This is a genomic window from Mesorhizobium sp. B2-3-14 (assembly GCF_006442175.1).
GTDB lineage: Bacteria > Pseudomonadota > Alphaproteobacteria > Rhizobiales > Rhizobiaceae > Mesorhizobium > Mesorhizobium australicum.
Map to the genome: position 1 here is coordinate 271,949 of NZ_VFVP01000004.1, position 19,006 is coordinate 290,954.

Annotated in this window: 17 protein-coding genes; 8 read left to right on the forward strand and 9 right to left on the reverse strand. The window is 62.4% G+C overall.

Annotation, left to right across the window (positions count from 1 at the left end):
- Positions 1 to 106 precede the first annotated feature (106 nt).
- The 3 genes from FJ950_RS13095 to FJ950_RS13105 all read left to right on the forward strand — a co-directional run bounded on the left by FJ950_RS13095 (position 107) and on the right by FJ950_RS13105 (position 2,503).
- The gene (locus FJ950_RS13095) at positions 107 to 577 is read left to right on the forward strand and encodes an RDD family protein (protein ID WP_140617080.1); all 471 of its coding nucleotides are present in this window, start codon (positions 107 to 109) and stop codon (positions 575 to 577) included.
- A 139-nt stretch (positions 578 to 716) separates the two neighbouring features.
- The gene (locus FJ950_RS13100; protein ID WP_015318275.1) at positions 717 to 1,475 is read left to right on the forward strand and encodes an arginyltransferase; all 759 of its coding nucleotides are present in this window, start codon (positions 717 to 719) and stop codon (positions 1,473 to 1,475) included.
- 131 nt (positions 1,476 to 1,606) lie between these two features.
- Positions 1,607 to 2,503 carry a DMT family transporter gene (locus FJ950_RS13105; RefSeq protein WP_041163860.1) on the forward strand — a complete coding sequence of 299 codons (897 nt, stop codon included), beginning with the start codon at positions 1,607 to 1,609 and terminating at the stop codon, positions 2,501 to 2,503.
- A gap of 10 nt (positions 2,504 to 2,513) precedes the next feature.
- On the opposite strand, the gene FJ950_RS13110 is transcribed toward FJ950_RS13105, so the two are convergent.
- Complete coding sequence (locus FJ950_RS13110) at positions 2,514 to 3,722, reverse strand: AI-2E family transporter (protein ID WP_015318277.1); 1,209 nt, start codon at positions 3,720 to 3,722, stop codon at positions 2,514 to 2,516.
- 266 nt (positions 3,723 to 3,988) lie between these two features.
- Positions 3,989 to 6,241, reverse strand: coding sequence for a DNA topoisomerase IV subunit A (gene parC, locus FJ950_RS13115; RefSeq protein WP_140617081.1), 2,253 nt, complete (start codon positions 6,239 to 6,241; stop codon positions 3,989 to 3,991).
- Positions 6,242 to 6,572: 331 nt separating this feature from the next.
- On the opposite strand from parC, the gene FJ950_RS13120 reads away from it, so the two are divergent.
- A complete protein-coding gene (locus FJ950_RS13120) occupies positions 6,573 to 7,763 on the forward strand; it encodes a hypothetical protein (protein WP_140617082.1) in 1,191 nt (396 codons plus the stop codon).
- Between the two features lie 228 nt (positions 7,764 to 7,991).
- On the opposite strand, the gene aspS is transcribed toward FJ950_RS13120, so the two are convergent.
- Positions 7,992 to 9,779: an aspartate--tRNA ligase gene (aspS, locus tag FJ950_RS13125; RefSeq protein WP_181171233.1), complete on the reverse strand. Its 1,788-nt coding sequence runs from the start codon at positions 9,777 to 9,779 to the stop codon at positions 7,992 to 7,994.
- Positions 9,780 to 9,808: 29 nt separating this feature from the next.
- Between aspS and FJ950_RS13130 the strand changes: the two genes are divergently transcribed.
- From FJ950_RS13130 to rnd, 3 genes are all read left to right on the forward strand, one after another.
- The gene (locus FJ950_RS13130; RefSeq protein ID WP_224642249.1) at positions 9,809 to 10,375 is read left to right on the forward strand and encodes an avidin/streptavidin family protein; all 567 of its coding nucleotides are present in this window, start codon (positions 9,809 to 9,811) and stop codon (positions 10,373 to 10,375) included.
- A gap of 163 nt (positions 10,376 to 10,538) precedes the next feature.
- Positions 10,539 to 11,783 carry an MFS transporter gene (locus FJ950_RS13135; protein WP_140617084.1) on the forward strand — a complete coding sequence of 415 codons (1,245 nt, stop codon included), beginning with the start codon at positions 10,539 to 10,541 and terminating at the stop codon, positions 11,781 to 11,783.
- A 75-nt stretch (positions 11,784 to 11,858) separates the two neighbouring features.
- Positions 11,859 to 13,010, forward strand: coding sequence for a ribonuclease D (gene rnd / locus FJ950_RS13140; protein WP_140617085.1), 1,152 nt, complete (start codon positions 11,859 to 11,861; stop codon positions 13,008 to 13,010).
- Positions 13,011 to 13,057: 47 nt separating this feature from the next.
- Here rnd and FJ950_RS13145 read toward each other — a convergent pair whose 3' ends face one another.
- The 5 genes from FJ950_RS13145 to FJ950_RS13165 form a co-directional block, all read right to left on the reverse strand.
- A complete protein-coding gene (locus FJ950_RS13145; RefSeq protein ID WP_140617086.1) occupies positions 13,058 to 13,477 on the reverse strand; it encodes an MAPEG family protein in 420 nt (139 codons plus the stop codon).
- 25 nt (positions 13,478 to 13,502) lie between these two features.
- Positions 13,503 to 14,045: a hypothetical protein gene (locus tag FJ950_RS13150; protein WP_181171195.1), complete on the reverse strand. Its 543-nt coding sequence runs from the start codon at positions 14,043 to 14,045 to the stop codon at positions 13,503 to 13,505.
- Positions 14,046 to 14,076: 31 nt separating this feature from the next.
- The gene (gene guaB, locus FJ950_RS13155; protein ID WP_015318286.1) at positions 14,077 to 15,579 is read right to left on the reverse strand and encodes an IMP dehydrogenase; all 1,503 of its coding nucleotides are present in this window, start codon (positions 15,577 to 15,579) and stop codon (positions 14,077 to 14,079) included.
- A gap of 135 nt (positions 15,580 to 15,714) precedes the next feature.
- Positions 15,715 to 16,170 (reverse strand): PIN domain-containing protein, encoded by a 456-nt coding sequence (locus FJ950_RS13160; RefSeq protein ID WP_140617088.1) that lies wholly within the window; start codon positions 16,168 to 16,170, stop codon positions 15,715 to 15,717.
- A complete protein-coding gene (locus FJ950_RS13165; RefSeq protein WP_140617089.1) occupies positions 16,167 to 16,412 on the reverse strand; it encodes a type II toxin-antitoxin system prevent-host-death family antitoxin in 246 nt (81 codons plus the stop codon). The genes FJ950_RS13160 and FJ950_RS13165 overlap by 4 nt, the downstream gene beginning before the upstream one ends.
- Before the next feature lie 239 nt (positions 16,413 to 16,651).
- Here FJ950_RS13165 and FJ950_RS13170 point away from each other — a divergent pair, with 239 nt between their 5' ends.
- On the forward strand, positions 16,652 to 18,073 hold the full coding sequence (locus FJ950_RS13170) for an MFS transporter (RefSeq protein WP_140617090.1): 1,422 nt from the start codon (positions 16,652 to 16,654) through the stop codon (positions 18,071 to 18,073).
- A gap of 132 nt (positions 18,074 to 18,205) precedes the next feature.
- Here the strand turns inward: FJ950_RS13170 and FJ950_RS13175 are convergent, their stop codons facing one another.
- Positions 18,206 to 19,003: an RlmE family RNA methyltransferase gene (locus tag FJ950_RS13175; RefSeq protein ID WP_015318290.1), complete on the reverse strand. Its 798-nt coding sequence runs from the start codon at positions 19,001 to 19,003 to the stop codon at positions 18,206 to 18,208.
- Positions 19,004 to 19,006 lie beyond the last annotated feature (3 nt).

Below are 19,006 nucleotides of genomic sequence, written 5' to 3' on the forward strand. Positions count from 1 at the left end.
CCTGGCGCCGCGGCGAAACGGTCCGATCTTGATTCCACCATGAGCCTTCACCATTTCTGGTGCGGTGGGGCGCAGGCTAAGCAGGCCCCTGTTACGAGGAAATGACATGAACGCTCGCGTTCTCGACGGCGAAATCATCAACACCCGGCTCGACGATGTCAGGGCTTTTGAAGGCGTGCGCACAAGGCGCATTCTGGCTTTCGTGCTCGACTATCTCATCGTCGGCCTGCTGAGCATTCCGGTCGCCATCCTGGTGTTCTTCCTCGGGCTCTTGACCCTCGGCCTGGGCTGGATGCTGTTCGGCGTCCTGATGCCGGCAGTCGCCATCCTCTACATCTGGAACACGTTGGGCAGCGCCGACCAGGCCACCACGGGCATGAAGATGATGGGCATCCGCCTCGACCGTCTCGACGGCACCCGCATCGACGGGCTGACCGCGGTCGTCCATTCCGTATTGTTCTGGGCCGGCAACGTCATCCTGTCGCCGCTGGTCCTGCTGGTGACCCTGTTCTCGGACCGCAAGCGCACGCTGCACGATCTTTTGCTCGGCACCGTCGTCAGCCGCACCGGCCGCTGAAACCGCCCTGAAGCAAAGCCGCAGCCCCCTTGAGCGCAAATGTGAAGGTGTTGAGTTGCCCACACCTTCACAATCCTGTTGAATTTTTCGCCGCCGGAGCCAAAGGTAGAGCGATTCGAAGGAGTGTTTCCAAGGCTCGATGACGCAGCACCCGACCCAGTCGCCGCAGTTCTTCCTGACCGCGCCGTCGCCGTGCCCCTATCTCGACGGCCAGTTCGAGCGCAAGGTGTTCACGCATCTGGTCGGCGACAAGGCCTCGGAGATGAACGACCTGCTCACGCAAGGCGGCTTCCGGCGCTCGCAGAACATCGCCTACAGACCAGCCTGCGAGACCTGCCGCGCCTGTGTGTCGGTGCGTATCCTGGCACAGGAGTTCACCGCCAGCCGCAACATGAAGCGCGTGCTGCAGCACAATTCCGACCTCGTCGGCGCTATGCACAACGCCGAGCCCTCGACCGAACAATATTCACTGTTTCGCGGCTATCTCGATGCCCGCCACCGCCGCGGCGGCATGTCCGACATGACGGTGCTCGACTACGCCATGATGGTCGAGGATACCCATGTCGACACCAAGGTGATCGAATACCGGCGGCGCGGACCCGACACCTTCATCACCGGCAAAGGCCAGGGTGAACTCATAGCGGTGGCGCTCACCGACAAGATGGCCGACGGCTTGTCGATGGTTTATTCCTATTTCAATCCCGATTTCGAAAGCCGCTCGCTCGGCACGTTCATGATCCTCGACCATATCGCCCGTGCCAAGGCGATGGGGCTGCCCCATGTCTACCTTGGCTACTGGGTCAATGGTTCGCGCAAGATGAATTATAAGATGCGCTTCATGCCGCAGGAGCATCTCGGCCCAAAAGGCTGGGAGCGCTATACCAACGAAGCGGTCTGACGCTGAGTTTTCCCCCGATCCACGCTTAAACTGTTTCAAGGCAGGGGATGCTGGTCTTTCAGCCGCTCGGCTGGAGAGAGTGCGCGCTTGCGCCGACCGGCCGCCTGCAATTCAATTGCGAAAGTTCCTGCATGTCCTCTCACCATGATCACCAGAAGGGCCTTCTGATAACCGCCATCGGCGGACTGATACTGACCGTCGACATACCGTTGATCCGCCTTGCGGATGGCGGCGCGTGGACCATCCTTTTGCTGCGAACCGGAACCACCTTCATCGCCGCGATGATCATCTGGTCGGTCTGGCGCGCGCTGAGCCGGAATGTCCCGCCGCTTATCCCCGGCTGGTCCGGGCTGATCGTGGCGATATGCTATGGGCTGACCTCGATCACCTTCGTTACCGCGGTCTTCCACACCTCGACCGCCGACCTGGTGTTCATCCTGGCCTTCAACACCGTCTTCGCCGCACTCTTGTCCTGGATATTCCTACGGGAAAGGCCGGGAGCGGTGACGATCGCGGCCATGCTGGTCATGATTCTCGGCGTGCTGGTCATCGTCGGCGGTTCGGTTGGCAGCGGCAAGCTGTTCGGTGATTTCATGGCGCTGTGCTCGGCTTTCTTCATCGCGGTGGCCATCACCCTCTCGCGAGCCAGCGGCAAAGATATGGGATTCACCTCGCTGATCGGCGTACTTCTGCCGCTTGGGCTGGCGGCCTTCATGGTGAGCGGCGAAGGCTTTCACGTAAACGCGCCATGGTGGATCATCTTCAACGGCGCCGTCATCATGCCGATCTCGTTCTTCTGCCTCGCCGCCGGGCCGAAATACATTTCAGGACCGGAAGTGGCGATGTTCTACCTGCTCGAAACCGTGCTAGCGCCGATCTGGGTGTGGATGATCTTTGCCGAGACGCCGACCCGCAACAGCCTGATCGGCGGCGGCATCCTGATCGTCACGCTCGTCGCCCATTCGCTCTGGCAGTTGCATGATGGGCGCAAGCGCCGCGGCGACCTCGCGGTACACCATCCGGCGTAGAGGTCGAGATTCAGGCGCTGGCTTTCTTGACCACGCTGGGTTCGGGCAGGACCTCGATCTGTGGACCGGCTTCGATTTCATTCGGCGGCACGATCTCGTCGGCCAGTTCCACCTCGCGCAGCCACTCGCGCCAGATCGCGACCAGCAGCGCCATCAGCACCGGGCCGATGAACAGGCCGAGAAAACCCATGGTCTTGACGCCGCCGATCAAACCGAAAAAGGTCGGCAGGAAGGGCAGTTTTATCGGGCCGCCGACGAGTTTGGGGCGCAACGTCTTGTCTACGACGAACAACTCGACCGTGCCCCAGATGAACAGCGCCAGGCCGGCCATCGGTGAGCCGCTGGCGGCGAGGTAGATCGAGACCAATGTGAAGGACAATGGCGCACCGCCGGGGATGAGCGCCATCACGCCGGTCAGCGCGCCGAGCGTCACCGGCGACGGCACACCAGCCAGCCAGTAGGCGATGCCCAGCACCAGTCCCTCGCCGATGGCGATTACCGTCATGCCGGTCACGGTCGAGGAAATGGTCGCCGGCACGACGCGCGAAATCCGCTCCCAGCGGGTGGGCAGGATGCGCTCGCCGAGGCGATCGATCTGGCCGGCGAAATTCTCGCCGTCGCGATAGGCGAAAAACAGGGCGATCATCATGAACAGCAGCGTCAGAAAGAGGCTGAAAGCGCTGCCGCCGGCGGCGAGCGCACCGCGGTAGATGCTGCCTATATTGGCGCCGCTGACCAGCTGGATCAGTTCGCCGATGCCGCCGGGATGGCCGAGATTGGTCGTCCACTGCTCGTTCAGCCACTCACCCACCACAGGCAGGGTGGCGATCCAGTGCGGCGTCACCGCACCGTGGCGGTTGGTCTCTATCGCCCAGCCGACCCATTCGCGCACCTCGTTGATGGCATAGGTGCCGGCAAGCGCGATCGGTATCACCAGGAAGGCCAGGATGAACAGGATGGCAAATGTGGCGGCGATGGTTCGGTTGCCGCCGACGCCGACCAGCAGCCGTCGGTAGAGCGGCCAGCTGGCGAAGGCGATAACGAGGGCGGCCAGCACCGGGAACAGGAAGCCGTGGAAAAAATAGACGCCGGCGGCAACGATCAGCACCAGCAGCCAGCGCGCCGCCGAGAGCGGCGGTATGACGGCCGAACGAAGCGGTGTGGACAGCCCGAAGAGGCGCTGCTGCCGTTCCGGCTTCTGGATCTTTGCTTCCTTCAAACGCCCTGTTCTCCCCGGCCCATCCGGTCAGTTATGCACCGATATAGTGCAGCAATCGTGACGATACTCCAAATGGTGATGGCGGAGCTGCCAATCTCCCCGCTCGTGGGGAATCTCCTGCAGGACAGAGGGGGGCGTGAACCTCTGATCTGATCTTAAGGACCGAGAATTGCGAGAGGTGTAGCCAGCCATTTGATGCGCTGGCGGGACAGCGCCTCCTCTGGCCAGCCGGCCATTTCCCCCACGAGGGAGGAGATCGGCAGCTTCTAGCCGAACTTCCCAGTCCTTGGGAATCCCTTAGGCACCATCCGTCCCGCCGACGCCCGGGCGCCGATCCATTCAGCCAATTCCTCGCGCGACCGGGTGAAGGTACGGTCGGCCGAATCCTGCCAGGAGAGACCGGTTTCCAGCGTGAACGGCTTGAGGTCGAGCAGGCCGCCGTCCTTGTATTTCTGCAGCCGCACACCCTTGCCGCGACCCATCTCCGGAATTTCCGAGAGCGCGAACACCAGCATCTTGCGGTTCTCGCCGACGATGGCCAAGTGATCGCCGGTGACCGGCACGCAGCGCTTGGCCTCGTCCGGCGCCTTGACGTTCATCACCTGCTTGCCCTTGCGGGTGTTGGCGACCACCTCTTCCTCGGGAACGATGAAGCCGTTGGCGTCGAAAGAGGCGAGCAGCAGCTTGCGCTTGGGATCGTGGACGAAGGCGGTGACGATGTCCTGGTCATTGTCCATGTCGACGATGATGCGGATCGGCTCGCCATGGCCGCGGCCGCCCGGCAGCCGGTCGGCGCCGATCGTGTAGAACTTGCCGCCGGTGGTGAAGACCAGAACCTTGTCCGTCGTCTGGGCATGGAAGGCGAGCTTGAGGCTGTCGCCCTCCTTGAAGGTCAGCGTCGAAAAATCGGCCAGATGGCCCTTCATCGCCCGCAGCCAGCCTTTTTCCGAAACCACCACGGTGACCGGCTCGCGCTCGATCATGGCGTGCGCGATATCGGTCAGGTCGTGCTCGGGCGCGTCGGCGAACTGCGTGCGGCGCTTGCCGATCTCGGTCTCCGGACCGAACTTGTCGCGAACCTGAGTGACTTCCCACTTGATGGTCGACCACTGCTTGGCATCGGACGCCAGCAGTGCCTCGATCTGCTTCTTCTCCGCGGTCAGGCCGTCGAATTCCTTGCGGATCTCGAATTCTTCCAGCTTGCGCAAGGCGCGCAGCCGCATGTTGAGGATCGCTTCGGCCTGGGTGTCGGTGAGCGACCAGCGGGCCATCATGACCTGCTTGGGCTCATCCTCCTCGCGGATGATCCTGATCACCTCGTCGATGTTGAGATAGGCGATCAGGTAGCCGGCAAGGATTTCCAGCCGCCTCTCGATCTCGCCGAGGCGAAATTTCGAGCGACGGATGAGGACGTCGCGGCGGTGGTCCAGCCATTCCTGCAGCACGCCCTTCAGCGACAGCACGTTGGGCACCTTGCCGCGCGACAGCACATTCATGTTGAGGGGGAAACGGCTTTCGAGCTCGGTCAGCTTGAACAGCGATTCCATCAGGATGCCTGGGTCGACCGAACGGCTCTTCGGCACCAGCACGACGCGGATGTCCTCGGCGCTTTCGTCCCTGATATCCTCGAGCAGCGGCAGCTTGCGGGCCATCAACAGCTCGGCGATCTTCTCGATCAGCCGCGCCTTCTGCACCCCATAGGGGATTTCGGTAACGACAATGCTCCAGGTGCCCCTGCCCTGGTCTTCCTGGTTCCATTTCGACCGCACGCGAAACCCGCCGCGGCCGGTCTCATAGGCTTCGAGGATCGAGGCACGGCTGTCGACGATGATGCCGCCGGTCGGAAAATCCGGGCCCTGGACGAAATCCATCAGCTTCGCCACCGGCGCATCACGATGCTCGATCAGATGCAGCGCCGCGTCGCAGAGCTCGGCGGCATTGTGCGGCGGGATCGAGGTCGCCATGCCAACCGCGATGCCGGACGAGCCGTTGGCCAAGAGATTGGGGAAGGCACCGGGGAGCACGACCGGCTCCTCGTCTTCTTCATTGTAGGTCGGCCGATAGTCGACCGCGTCTTCGGTGATGCCGGCAAGCAGGTCGGTCGCCACGTCGGTCATACGCGCTTCGGTGTAGCGCATGGCGGCGGCGTTATCGCCGTCGATGTTGCCGAAATTGCCCTGGCCGTCGACCAAGGGGTAGCGCATCGAAAAATCCTGCGCCAGCCGCACCAGCGCATCATAGATCGACTGGTCGCCATGCGGGTGGAACTTGCCCATCACCTCGCCGACGATACGAGCGCATTTGGCGAACCCCTGGTCGGGGTTGAGGCGCAACAGGCGCATGGCGTGCATGATGCGGCGATGGACCGGCTTCAGTCCGTCGCGCACATCCGGGAGCGCCCGGTGCATGATGGTCGACAAAGCATAGGCGAGATAGCGCTCTTCCAGCGCCTTCTTCAGGTCGACCGGTTCGATATGATCGCCGCCGCCATTGTCAGGCGGCAAAAGCCTTTTTCCCATGGGCTGCACCTAGCCGAGCGGGTGATTCGCGGCAAGAGGCGCGCACCGGGCCAGTCGATTTGCGCGCAATTCTGCAACAGAAAACCGCAAGGTCGAGGTTGCCGGCCAACATCAATCTGTTACATGCCGCATCTATTGCGAAGCACGCTGGCGGCCCGACCTTCATGCCAAATTCACTGCATTCTCCAATAGCGTTCGGATCGGGTTTGCCTTTCAGCGCGATTTTCGACCATTGTGCCGGGACACGCCTTTTTCCCGTCCAGTTCGTCACGGAATGGTGATGGCGCAAAGAATTGAAAAATAATTTCAGGACACTCTCAGGGACCTTGCGATGACAATCAACCGCTCAACTCTCCGGAAATTCGCACTTTCGACCTTCTTGCTCACGCTGCCGCTGAATGCGGCCCTTGCCCAGGACGCGGCGGTCGCGGACCGGCTGAAGGCAGCACTCTCCGCCCAGGGCGTCGACATCTCCTGGACCGGCGTGACCGGCGACAACACCAGCATGGTGCTGCAGGGCGTGTCCGTGAAACCGGCCGCGGAAAAGGAAGCGCTGACGATCGGCGACGTCAAGCTCGAGAACGTCACCGAAGCCAATGGCGGCTATGATATCGGCACCGTGTCGACCTCGGCCTTCGAACACAGCAAGGACGGCGTCACCCTGGATCTCAGCCCCTTCGTCATCCACGACATGACGGTGCCGGCCGACGGCTCCACCAGCCCGCTTGGCTCGCTGATGATGTACAAATCCGCTGAACTCTCGAACATGACGGTCAAGGTCGCCGACAAGACCGCTTTTTCGATGGACGGGCTTGCCATCCAGATCACGCCGCCCGCCGACGGCAAGGCGATGGAATTTACCGCCAACACGGAGAAATTCACGGCCGATCTCTCGCTGGTCGAGGACCCCAAGTCCAAGGAGGTCATCAACGCGCTCGGCTACCAGAACATTTCGGGCAATCTTGAAATGGCCGGCACCTGGCAGCCGTCGGACGGCAAGATGGAGCTGTCGAAATACGACATATCCGTCGAGAATGCCGGCACGCTCGGCATGACCTTCGACCTCGGCGGCTACACGATCGACTTCATCAAGTCGCTGCAGCAAATGCAGAAGAAGATGGCCGCACAGCCGGAAGGCGCCGACAATTCGGCGCAAGGCATGGCCATGCTCGGCCTGTTGCAGCAGCTTTCGTTCAACAGCGCATCGATCCGCTTCGACGACGATTCGCTGACCGGCAAGGTGCTGGACTATGTCGGCAAGCAGCAGGGCATGTCGGCCAAGGACATCGCCAACCAGGCCAAGGCAATCGTGCCGTTCGGCATGGCGCAGCTCAACAATCCCGAGCTGACGGCCCAGGTTACGGCGGCTGTCAGCAAATATCTCGACGATCCGAAGAGCCTCGAAATCTCGGCCGAGCCGCCGGCATCGGTGCCGTTCGCGCTGATCATGGCGGGCGCCATGTCCAACCCGCTCGACCTGCCGAAGACGCTCGGCGTGACCGTCAAGGCGAACGAGGACTGATCGAATTAGCTGCCTTCTCCCCGTCACTATACGGGGAGAAGGTGCCGGCAGGCGGATGAGGGGCAGCGCCGACGCTTGCGAATATGAATTCCAGTCTGAAACGATTGCCTGTCAGAAGGCCTCGGCTGCTACGATCGCTCGCAAATCCCCAGCATCCGCGCTGCCCCTCATTGTCCTGCCGGACATTTCTCCCCGTATAGTGACGGGGAGAAAGGGCAGTTGCACCCGTCAGTCCTTCTTGGTCGGCGCTACCCGCAGCGCCAGTTCGCGAAGCTGCTGCGGCGAGGCTTCCGACGGCGCGTTCATCAACAGGTCGTAAGCCTGCTGGTTCATCGGGAACATGGTGATTTCGCGCAGGTTCTTCGCGCCGACCAGCAGCATGACGACGCGGTCGACGCCGGCGGCCATGCCGCCATGCGGCGGCGCGCCATACTGGAAGGCACGGTAGAGGCCGCCAAAGCGCTCCTCGACCGTGGCGCGGTCGAGCCCGACCGTCTCGAACGCCTTGACCATGGTTTCGGGCAGATGGTTGCGGATACCGCCACTGGCGATCTCGAAACCGTTGCAGACCATGTCGTACTGGAAGGCCTTGATGCCGAGCAGATCCTCGCCGTTCAGCGCATCGATGCCACCCTGCGGCATCGAGAACGGGTTGTGGGCGAAGTCGATCTTCTTCTCCTCCTCGTTCCATTCGAAGAACGGGAAGTCCACGATCCAGCACAGTTCGAAGCGTTCGCGGTCGACGAGGTTCAGCTCCTCGCCGGCACGGGTGCGCGCCGCGCCGGCGAACGACACGAACTTCTTCGGATCACCGGCGACAAAGAAAGCGGCGTCGCCGTCGGCAAGACCGAGTTGCAAGCGGATCGCCTCGGTACGTTCCTCGCCGATGTTCTTGGCGAGCGGGCCGGCGCCTTCGAGCTTGTCGCCTTCCTTGCGCCAGAAGATGTAGCCCAGGCCCGGCTGGCCCTCGCCTTGCGCCCAGCTATTCATGCGGTCGCAAAAGGCGCGGCTGCCGCCGGTCTTTGCCGGAATGCCCCACACCTCGGCCTTCGGATCGTTGGCCAGGATGTTGGCGAACACCTTGAAGCCGGAATCGCGAAAATGGTCGGAGACGGCTTGCATCTCGATCGGGTTGCGCAAGTCCGGCTTGTCGGAGCCGTATTTGCGCATGGCGACATCATAGGGGATGCGCTGGAATTTCTGCGTCACCGGCTTGCCGTTGGCGAAGGTCTCGAAGACGCCGCGCATCACCGGTTCCATGGTCGACAGCACGTCGTCCTGCTCGACGAAACTCATTTCGAGGTCGAGCTGGTAGAATTCGCCGGGTAGGCGGTCGGCGCGCGGGTCCTCGTCACGGAAGCAGGGCGCGATCTGGAAGTAGCGGTCGAAGCCCGACACCATGATCAGCTGCTTGTATTGCTGCGGCGCCTGCGGCAGCGCGTAGAAGGTGCCGGGATGGATGCGCGACGGCACCAGGAAGTCGCGCGCGCCTTCCGGCGACGAGGCGGTCAAGATCGGCGTCGAGAATTCGGTGAAGCCGACCTCGCCCATGCGCTTGCGCATCTCGGCGATGATCCTCGTGCGCGCCACGATGTTCTTGTGCAGTGTCTCGCGGCGCAGGTCGAGGAAGCGGTATTTCAGCCTGATGTCCTCGGGATAATCGGGCTCGCCGAACACCGGCAGCGGCAATTCCTTGGCCGCCGACAACACCTCGATCTCGCGGGCGAAAATCTCGATCTCGCCGGTCGGCAAATTGGCGTTCGTGGTCTCGGGCAAACGCGCCTTGACCTCGCCGTCGACGCGGATCACCCACTCGCCGCGCAAGGTCTCGGCGACCTTGAAGGCGGGCGAATCGGGATCGGCGACGATCTGGGTCAGGCCGTAATGGTCGCGCAGGTCGATGAACAGCAGGCCGCCATGGTCGCGCACGCGATGCACCCAGCCCGACAGGCGAACGGAATTGCCGACGTCGCTCTTTCGCAACTGGGCACAGGTATGGCTGCGGTAACGGTGCATGGTCATGGATAAAAGTCCGGGATTGTGAGTTGCGGGCCAAAGCATCGCAGCCCAGCCCAAAATTTGCGCGAAAAGCGCATGAGAGGCATGGTTTGTCAAGGCAAAGGGACGGAGGGGCGATCTCTCAGCTTGGAACTTCGGCTTTCAATTTATGGTCGGTCATGTGGCGGAACGGTGAACCGCCTGTCGCGTTAGCGCATGATGGACTGAGAGGAGGCAAGCATGTTTTCCTGGCGGGCACTTGGCGCAATCAATACGGTTCGGTTGTAATTATTGAGGACGATAGTGAGGGTTTGATCCGCGGTGTCTTCAAGACAGCGTTGCCCGACAGCAGCTTTTCCGGGATGGAAGTGCCTCTTCACGGGGCCGCTCATGGGGATGTGATCGGCTTTACTTCCGCGGCGTCAGGAAAGACGGGGCCGGCGGCGGTCAGCTATACCGGCATTTTTCGAGACGGCAAGATCGAGATGTTGTGGCACACGGTGGCTGGCCTGGCTCTTTCAGCCGATGCCGAGGGTGAGCCCGCAAAGTTGACCACGGTTGGAACATGGCGCGCCTTCGGGACCAGCCTAGACACATTTGAGCGGGTCGATTGATACTCTGACCGATTAACCGGCGCTGCCGGTCGCCATCGACATCTGTTTCATCCGCCGAGCTGAATTCGGGCCGAGGCCTTGCTGCCTTTTCATTGGCAAATGCCGCTGGCATCGACGGAGACGATGGTCCAAAAAGGATCAACGATGAGCGGCTGTATTCCTTATGTCCTCCATCCGTCCCCTGATCCCGCTTCTTCTCGCCGCAGGCATCCTCCTCGGCGGCAATGGGCTGCAGAGCACGCTGATCGCGCTGCGTGGCGCGCAGGAAGGGTTTTCGGCTTCCGACATTGGCCTGATGGGCACCTTCTATTTCGCCGGCTTCCTGCTCGGCTGCCTGGCCATCACCCGCATCATGAAGGCGGTGGGCCATATCAGGGCGTTTTCGGCGCTGGCGGCGATCGCCTCCGTCGGCACCTTGCTGCTCGTGCTGGTTCTCGATCCGGTGATGTGGTGCGCGGTGCGCTTTGCCGGCGGCTTCTGTTTCGCCGGATTGTTCACCATCGTCGAAAGCTGGCTGAATTCCGGCGTCACCAACCGCGACCGCGCCCGCGTGCTGGCGATCTACCGGATGGTCGATACCGGATCGGTGACATCAGCCCAGTTCCTGATTCCCGTCTTCGGCGCCGGTGGCTTCGCCATCTTCGCAATCATGTCGATCATGATCACGCTCTCGTTGGTGCCCGTCTCGCTCGGCGACCGCTCCAACCCGACGCCGCCGGAAGAGGTCAAGCTCGATCTGGCCCGCGTCTGGCGGATTTCGCCTCTGGGCTGCTTTGGCTGCATCGCCGTCGGCGTCACCAACAGTGCCTTTCGCACCTTGTCGCCGGTCTATGCGGAGCAGATCGGCATGTCGGTCGGCGATGTCGTCACCTTCGTCAGCGTCGGCATTTTCGGCGGCGCCATCATCCAGTATCCGCTCGGTTACCTCTCCGACCGCTGGGATCGGCGCCGGGTGCTGCTGATGACGACCTGCTGCGCGATGCTTTCGGCTCTGGCGCTGGTGTTCATCGCCGGCAGCAACCCGCTGCTCAACTTCATCATCATCTTTATCTTCGGCTGTTTCGCCATGCCGCTCTATTCGCTGTCGGCGGCACATTCCAACGACCGCGCGGATGCCGGCGAGTTCGTGCTGATCAACGCCGCCCTGATGCTGTTCTATTCCTTCGGCGCTATTGGCGGCCCTTTCGCGGCCTCGACCGCGATGCAGTATTTCGGGCCAAGCGCGCTGTTCGTCTTCAGCGCCGTGGTCTACGCGATCTTCATCGCCGTCATCCTCTACCGCATGCAGGCACGCTCTGGAGTACCGGCAGGCAAGCGCAGCCGCTTCACGGCGCTGTTGCGCACGTCGACCATTTTCGCACGGCTGGCGAGGAGAAATAGCGATCCAGACAGTCCGGAAGGACCGTGACGGTGGCGCCACAGCTTGACGAAAGCCCTCCCGGCTGAAATCTAGGAAGACCCTACTCCTGCCAAAAGCGATTTGATGCACGTCATCACCACCCAGAAAGAACTCGAGACCGTTCTCGCCGCTTTCGAAAAGTCGGATTTCGTCACCGTCGACACCGAATTCATCCGTGAAACGACCTTCTGGCCTATCCTGTGCCTCATCCAGATGGCCGCTCCCGGCGTAACGGCGCTGATCGATCCGCTGTCGCCCGATATCGATCTGGCACCCTTCTTCAGGCTGATGGCCAACGAAGCGGTGGTCAAAGTCTTCCATGCGGCACGCCAAGACATCGAAATCATCGTCCATCTCGGCGACCTCGTTCCGCACCCGGTGTTCGATACCCAGGTGGCGGCGATGGTCTGCGGCTTCGGCGACAGCGTTTCCTACGATCAGCTGGTACAGCGCATCACCGGGGCGCGCCTCGACAAGTCGTCGCGCTTCACCGACTGGCGCCATCGGCCGCTGTCCGACAAGCAGCTCGATTACGCGCTGGCCGACGTCACCCATCTGATCGAGGTCTATCAGCACCTCAACGCCGAGCTGGCGCGGGAAAACCGCGCCCACTGGCTGAATGAGGAGATGGATGTCCTGACCTCGCGCGAGACCTACGATCCGCACCCCGAGAATGCCTGGAAGCGGCTGAAGATGCGGCTTCGCAAGCCCCAGGAACTGGCGATCGTGCAGGCCGTGGCGGCATGGCGTGAACGCGAGGCGCGCGAGCGCGACGTGCCGCGCGGCCGTGTGCTCAAGGACGACGCGATCTACGAGATCGCACAACAAGGACCGCGCGATGCGGCAGCCCTTGCCAAGCTGCGCACCACGCCAAAAGGCTGGGAACGCTCCTCGACAGCGACGGCATTGCTCGGCGCGGTCAACACCGCGCTCGCCCTGCCCAAGGAGCAGATGCCGAAACTGCCGAAAAACTTCCAGCCGCCCGAGGGCTCGAATGCGGCCGCGGAACTGTTGAAGGTCCTGCTCAGGATCGTCGCCGAAAAACAGGGCGTCGCCTCGAAGGTGCTGGCCTCCAGCGATGACATCGATCGCATCGCCGCCGAGGGCGAGGATGCCGATGTGCCCGCGCTGCAAGGATGGCGGCGCGCCGTGTTCGGCGAACACGCGCTGAAGCTGGTACGCGGCGAGATCGGCATCAAGTTCGACAATCGCAAGATCGCGGTGTTCGATCTATAGGCGCCGGCCTTTCCTCTTCCTTTTTCGAGAAGGTGATTAGGCGCAGCTCATACGATTGCGAGCAAGTGCAGGGCCAGCCAGATCCAGCCCAGCGCCAGCACCACCGCGCCCAACACGAAGGAGCGGTTGCGCACCAGCAGCTTGTTGCTGGTCAGGTGAAACCAGGCGTGAAAATAGCGCGACGCGACAAAAATCCACATCAGTGCGAGGGTGATGTAATTGACGCCGTTGGTCATGTGCAGTGTCAGGCACAGCACGTAGAAAAGCACCGGCAGTTCGAATTGGTTGATCAAATTGTTCGCGACGGTGACAGTAGAGGCCGGCTCGGTCGAACGAACCTTGTACTGGCCGACCTTGGCTTCACCCGACTTGACAGCAACATAGCGGCGCCGGCCCATGACGATATAGACGATGTAGATCAGCAGCACATGAGCCAGCACAGGCCAGAAGATCGTGGTCTGGTTCATGAAGCCGCCCCTGCCCTGCTCCGCTTCAACTCCGACGTCTTTGGCCTGCCAGCCAGAAAGCGGCAATGACGATGACCGGGACGGCGAGAAGCGCGAATTTGGTGACGATCAGCGCCGAGGCAACGGACAGCGAGTCCGGGTTGGCGTAGAGGAAATCGGACAGAAGGCGCGCCACGGCGATGTTCTGGGCGTAGTCGGCGAGCGTATAGGGCAGCACCAGGATCAGCGCGAAGACCGCCTGCATCTGCGCCGGCAGCACGCGGAAATTCTTCAGGCGCCGGCCAGTTGCCAGGATCAGGCTGACCAGCGTCAGCGACAACAGCGTCGGAAACAGAAGATCGAAGGTCAGGTAGTGCCAGACCAGGATGATCTCGCTGCCGCGCCGGCCAAGCGCCGTCAGCCAGGCCATGCCTTCGTCGGGCGTGAATCCGAAATAACGCATGTCGAGCGAAGCCAGGCCCCCGCTCAGTCGACGAAAATAGAAGAACTCCATCCCCGTCATGGCGACAAAAACCGCCACCGAGAGGAAGCAGAGCGCCCCGGCATGGCGCGACAAGCGCAGCACCATGGCGGTCAAGTTCGCCCAAAGCCCGGAAGAATCAGGCTCCGCCGGGATAGTTGGGGCTTTCGCGGGTAATCGTGACGTCATGGGCGTGGCTTTCACGAAGTCCGGCGTTGGATATGCGCACAAAGGTGGCGCGGTCGCGGAAATCGGCAAGGTCGCGGCCACCAACATAACCCATAGCGGCTTTCAGCCCGCCCGCAAGCTGGTGCAGCACGCCAGACACAGGTCCTTTATAGGGAACCTGCCCTTCAATGCCTTCCGGCACCAGTTTCAGCGTGTCGCGCACCTCGGCCTGGAAGTAGCGATCGGCGGAGCCCCGCGCCATGGCGCCGACCGAGCCCATGCCGCGATAGGCCTTGAAGGAGCGGCCCTGGTGCAGATAGACCTCGCCCGGGCTTTCGTCGGTTCCGGCAAGCAGCGAGCCGATCATGGCGGCGCTGGCGCCGGCGGCGAGTGCCTTGGCGAGATCGCCGGAATATTTGATGCCGCCGTCGGCGATCACCGAGGCGCCTGATTTGTGCGCTGTCTCGACCGCCGACATGATGGCCGAAAGCTGGGGAACGCCGACCCCGGCCACAATGCGGGTGGTGCAGATGGAGCCCGGACCAATGCCGACCTTGACGGCGTCGGCGCCGGCGTCGATCAGCGCCCGTGTGCCTTCCGCGGTGGCGACGTTGCCGGCCAGGATTCGCACGGAATTGGAAAGCTTCTTCGCCCGCGTCACCGCGTCCAGCACGCGCTGCGAGTGGCCATGCGCTGTGTCGATCACCAAAAGATCGACGCCGGCCTCGATAAGACGCTCGGCGCGCTCGAAGCCGTCATCACCGACGCTGGTGGCGGCCGCGGCGCGCAGGCGCCCCTGCGCATCCTTGGTGGCGTGCGGGTTGAGTTGCGACTTCTCGATGTCCTTGACGGTGATCAGCCCGACGCAATTGCCCGTTTTGTCGACCACCACCAGCTTCTCGATGCGGTGCTGGTGCAGAAGCCGCTTGGCCTCGTCCTGGTCGACGTTCTCCTTGACCGTGATCAGGTTCTCACGGGTCATCAATTCGTAGACCTTTTGCGCCGGATCGGAAGCGAAGCGCACATCGCGGTTGGTCAGGATGCCGACCAGCCGGCCGGTCTTGTGGCCACCGGCGCCGCCATTCTCGACCACCGGAATGCCCGAGATCGAATAGGTGCGCATCAGCGACAATGCGTCGGCGAGCGTGGCGTCGGGTCCGATCGTGACCGGGTTGACCACCATGCCGGATTCGAATTTCTTGACCTGCCGCACCTGCTCGGCCTGTTCGGCGGGCGAGAAATTGCGATGGATGACGCCGATGCCGCCGGCCTGCGCCATGGCGATGGCAAGCCTTGCCTCGGTGACCGTGTCCATCGCCGCCGACAGGATCGGCACGTTGAGATCGATGTCGCCGGCGATGCGGGTGCGGATGTCGGTCTGGCCGGGCATCACCTCGGAATGACCGGGCTGCAAAAGCACGTCGTCAAAGGTCAGCGCCAGTGCGCCGGTGGACGTTTCGATGATTTTTGCCATGGCCAGCCCTTTGAATGCGAAAAAGCGCTGGACCAGAATGGACAGCGCCGACTCGTTATTCCCTTTCAGGATTGGCGGTGGCTGGTAACACGTCGCGGGACGGATGAAAAGCCGATCGTTGCGTCGTTCCGCGTTCTAGTCGCCAGACTTCCCCGCTAGAGCATCAAGCAATGGGTGACGCGGCGCTGCGAAAGGACTGACGACAGTGACCGCGCCCCATGTGAAGCCGTCTTGCAGATCTTCCGAGACCAGCAGCCGACAGCCAGCTTGCGAGGCCGTGGAGAGAATGACCGAGTCCCAAATGCTGAGTCGATGATCGGTAGCCAGATCAGCGGCCATCATCATCACGTCCTGCGTCGTCGCGGCAACGGAAAATGCGTCGCTCCAGCTCAGAAGGGCATCCCGTGCCTCCAGGGGCGGTCTTCCTGCTTTGCGGACCAAAACGTTGAAGAGTTCACCAAGAACCTGAACAGGAATAACCGCGTCATCTTGCCGGAGATCGCGCAGCAATTCGAGAACGATGTCGCGCTTCTCCGCACCGTTCACCCCTTCCGCGTAAGCAAGGATATTCGTATCGAGCGCGATCTTCAATGCTCGTCCTCATAAAGCTCATCGCGCGTCCACTGCCCGGCATTCATGACAGGCTGGCGCTCAAGGCGCGACAACAACGCCGCGCGCGATCGGGCAGCCACACCCTCCTGATGATCCGCGGGCACGATCCGAGCGACCGGACGCCCGTGACTGGTCACCACGTAGCTTTGTCCTTCGCGAACGCCGCGCAGTAGGAGAGAAAACCTGCGATTGGCATCGGCCGCCGAAACACCTTTTTCCATGGCAATGTCCCCATAGTAGTTATATTCACTACAATAATGATGTGTGTCGTTCCATGCAAGGTGTCCCTTGCCTGGCAGGGATCTCTGCCGGCATGGGGCATGCCAAAGCGAAAGGCCGCATCCTTGCAGTCGCACAAAAGTGACAGCAATTTAACACGACATCACCCTCTGGCCGTGATAACCGCCCTGCGTGCCGGCTTGCCTCAGCCGACGACAGAGAATCAGTCCGGACGCGTCTTGTGAACCGCACCATTCCGCTCATATTGGCGGTCGCTCTCTTCATGGAAAACATGGATTCGACCGTCATCGCGACATCGCTGCCGGCGATCGCCATCGACATCCACACCAGCCCGATCGCGCTCAAACTGGCGCTGACGGCCTATCTGGTGTCGCTGGCGATCTTCATTCCAATCAGCGGCTGGATGGCCGACCGCTTCGGCGCCAAGACCATCTTTCGTGCCGCGATTGCAGTGTTCATTGCCGGTTCGGTGGCGTGCGCCCTCTCCGGTTCGCTGCCCGCCTTCGTAGTCGCGCGTTTCCTGCAAGGCATTGGCGGCGCCATGATGACCCCGGTCGGGCGCCTGGTTCTGGTGCGCGCCACGCCCAAGAGCGAACTGGTCGCCGCCATGTCGTGGCTGACCGTTCCCGCGCTGGTCGGGCCGCTGGTGGGTCCGCCGATCGGCGGCTTCATCACCACCTACTTCACCTGGCACTGGATCTTTCTGATCAACGTCCCGATCGGCCTGATCGGCATTTGGCTTGCCACTCGCTTCCTGCCGGAAACCGAGGCAACCGAGACGCCGCCGCTCGATTTCGTCGGTTTCGTCCTGAGCGGGCTGGCCGCTTCAGGCGTCGTCTTTGGCCTGTCGGTGGTCAGCCTGCCTTATCTGCCGCCGGCGACCGGCTTCATCACGATCGCCGTGGGACTGCTGTCGGGCGCGCTCTATCTCATGCATGCGCGCCGCGCCAAAAATCCGCTGCTGGCGCTCGAACTCTTCCGTAACCAGGTGTTCCGGTCGTCGGTGCTTGGCGGCTCGCTGTTTCGCATCGGCATCGGCGCCGTGCCGTTCCTTTTGCCGCTGATGTTCCAGATCGGTTTCGGGCTGACACCATTCCAGTCCGGCATGATCACCTTTGTCTCGGCGATCGGCGCCATCGGCATGAAATTCGTCACCGCGCTGATCTTCCGCGTTGTCGGCTTTCGCCGCGTGCTGATCGTCGGCTCGCTAGTCGCTGCCGCATCGATCGCCATCTACGGCCTCTTCACCCCTGAAACACCTTATGCGCTGATGCTGGCCATATTGCTGGTCGGCGGCTTCATCCGCTCGATGTTCTTCACCGGCGTCAACGCGCTCTCCTATGCCGAGGTGTCGGCCGAGGATACCAGCAAGGCAACGCCGATCACGGCGGTGTTCCAGCAGCTCTCGATCGCGCTCGGCGTGGCGCTCGCCGGCGGCATTCTGGAAGTCTCGACCTCGATCCATGGCGGCCCGCTGACGCTGCGCGACTTCCATACCGCCTTCTTCATCGTGGCGGCGGTGTCGGCGGCGGCGTCGCTGTCGTTCATGCGGATGGCGCCCGACGCCGGTAACGCCGTCTCCGGCCATGGCCGGCTGACGACGCCGAAGACGCTGGAACCCGTCAGATCGCCGGGAGAGTGAGGCAAAGTCGCCGTAGAGCGATCAGCCGCGGCGTCCCCGGCCCTTCGCCATGGCTCCGGGCGCTCGAGTCCTTCGGAACGTCCACTGGACGTTCCGCTCCGCCTGGCGGCGGACCGGCGGGGAGCTGGCCTTTCAGCCGTCGGCGTCCCCCGGCCCTTCGCTATGGCTCGGGGCGCTCGAGTCCTTCGGAACGTCCACTGGACGTTCCGATCCGCCTGGCGGCGGACCGGACTCTCGCCCCTTAAAATCCTTGGCCAACAGATAGAGCTCCACTGATTCATCGCGTGAGGCCGGCGGCTTGACGTGATGGACGGAGCGGAAATTCTTCTTGAGCATCGAGAGCAACTCATTTTCGGCGCCGCCCTGGAAGGTCTTGGCGAGGAAATGGCCGCCCGGCTTGAGGACCGACAACGCGAAATCGGCCGCCACCTCGCACAGATGCATGGTGCGGATATGGTCGGTCCGCTTGTGGCCGGTGGTCGGCGCCGCCATGTCGGACAGCACGACATCCGGGTCCCCGCCCAGCGCTTCGGCCAGCCTTTGCGGCGCGTCGGCGTCCAGGAAATCCATTAGCAGCACCGGCGCACCGGGCACGGCGTCCATTTCGAGATAATCGATGCCGATGACATGCGGGTTTTCAGCCGTCGATTTCGTGCGCGCGGCCGCGACCTGGCACCAGCCGCCAGGGGCGGCACCCAGATCGATCACCTTCATGCCGGGCTTCAAGAGATGGTGCTTGTCGTCGATCTCGATCAGCTTGTAGGCCGCGCGCGAGCGATAGCCGTCGGCCTTGGAGCGCTGGACATACGGATCGTTGATGTGGCGCTGCAGCCAGCGGCGCGACGATTCCTTCAGACCGCTTTTCTTCTTGATCCGCGTCTTCAGCACGCGAATGCTGGCGGACCCTGGCTTTTCCGGTTTCTTCGTCATTGC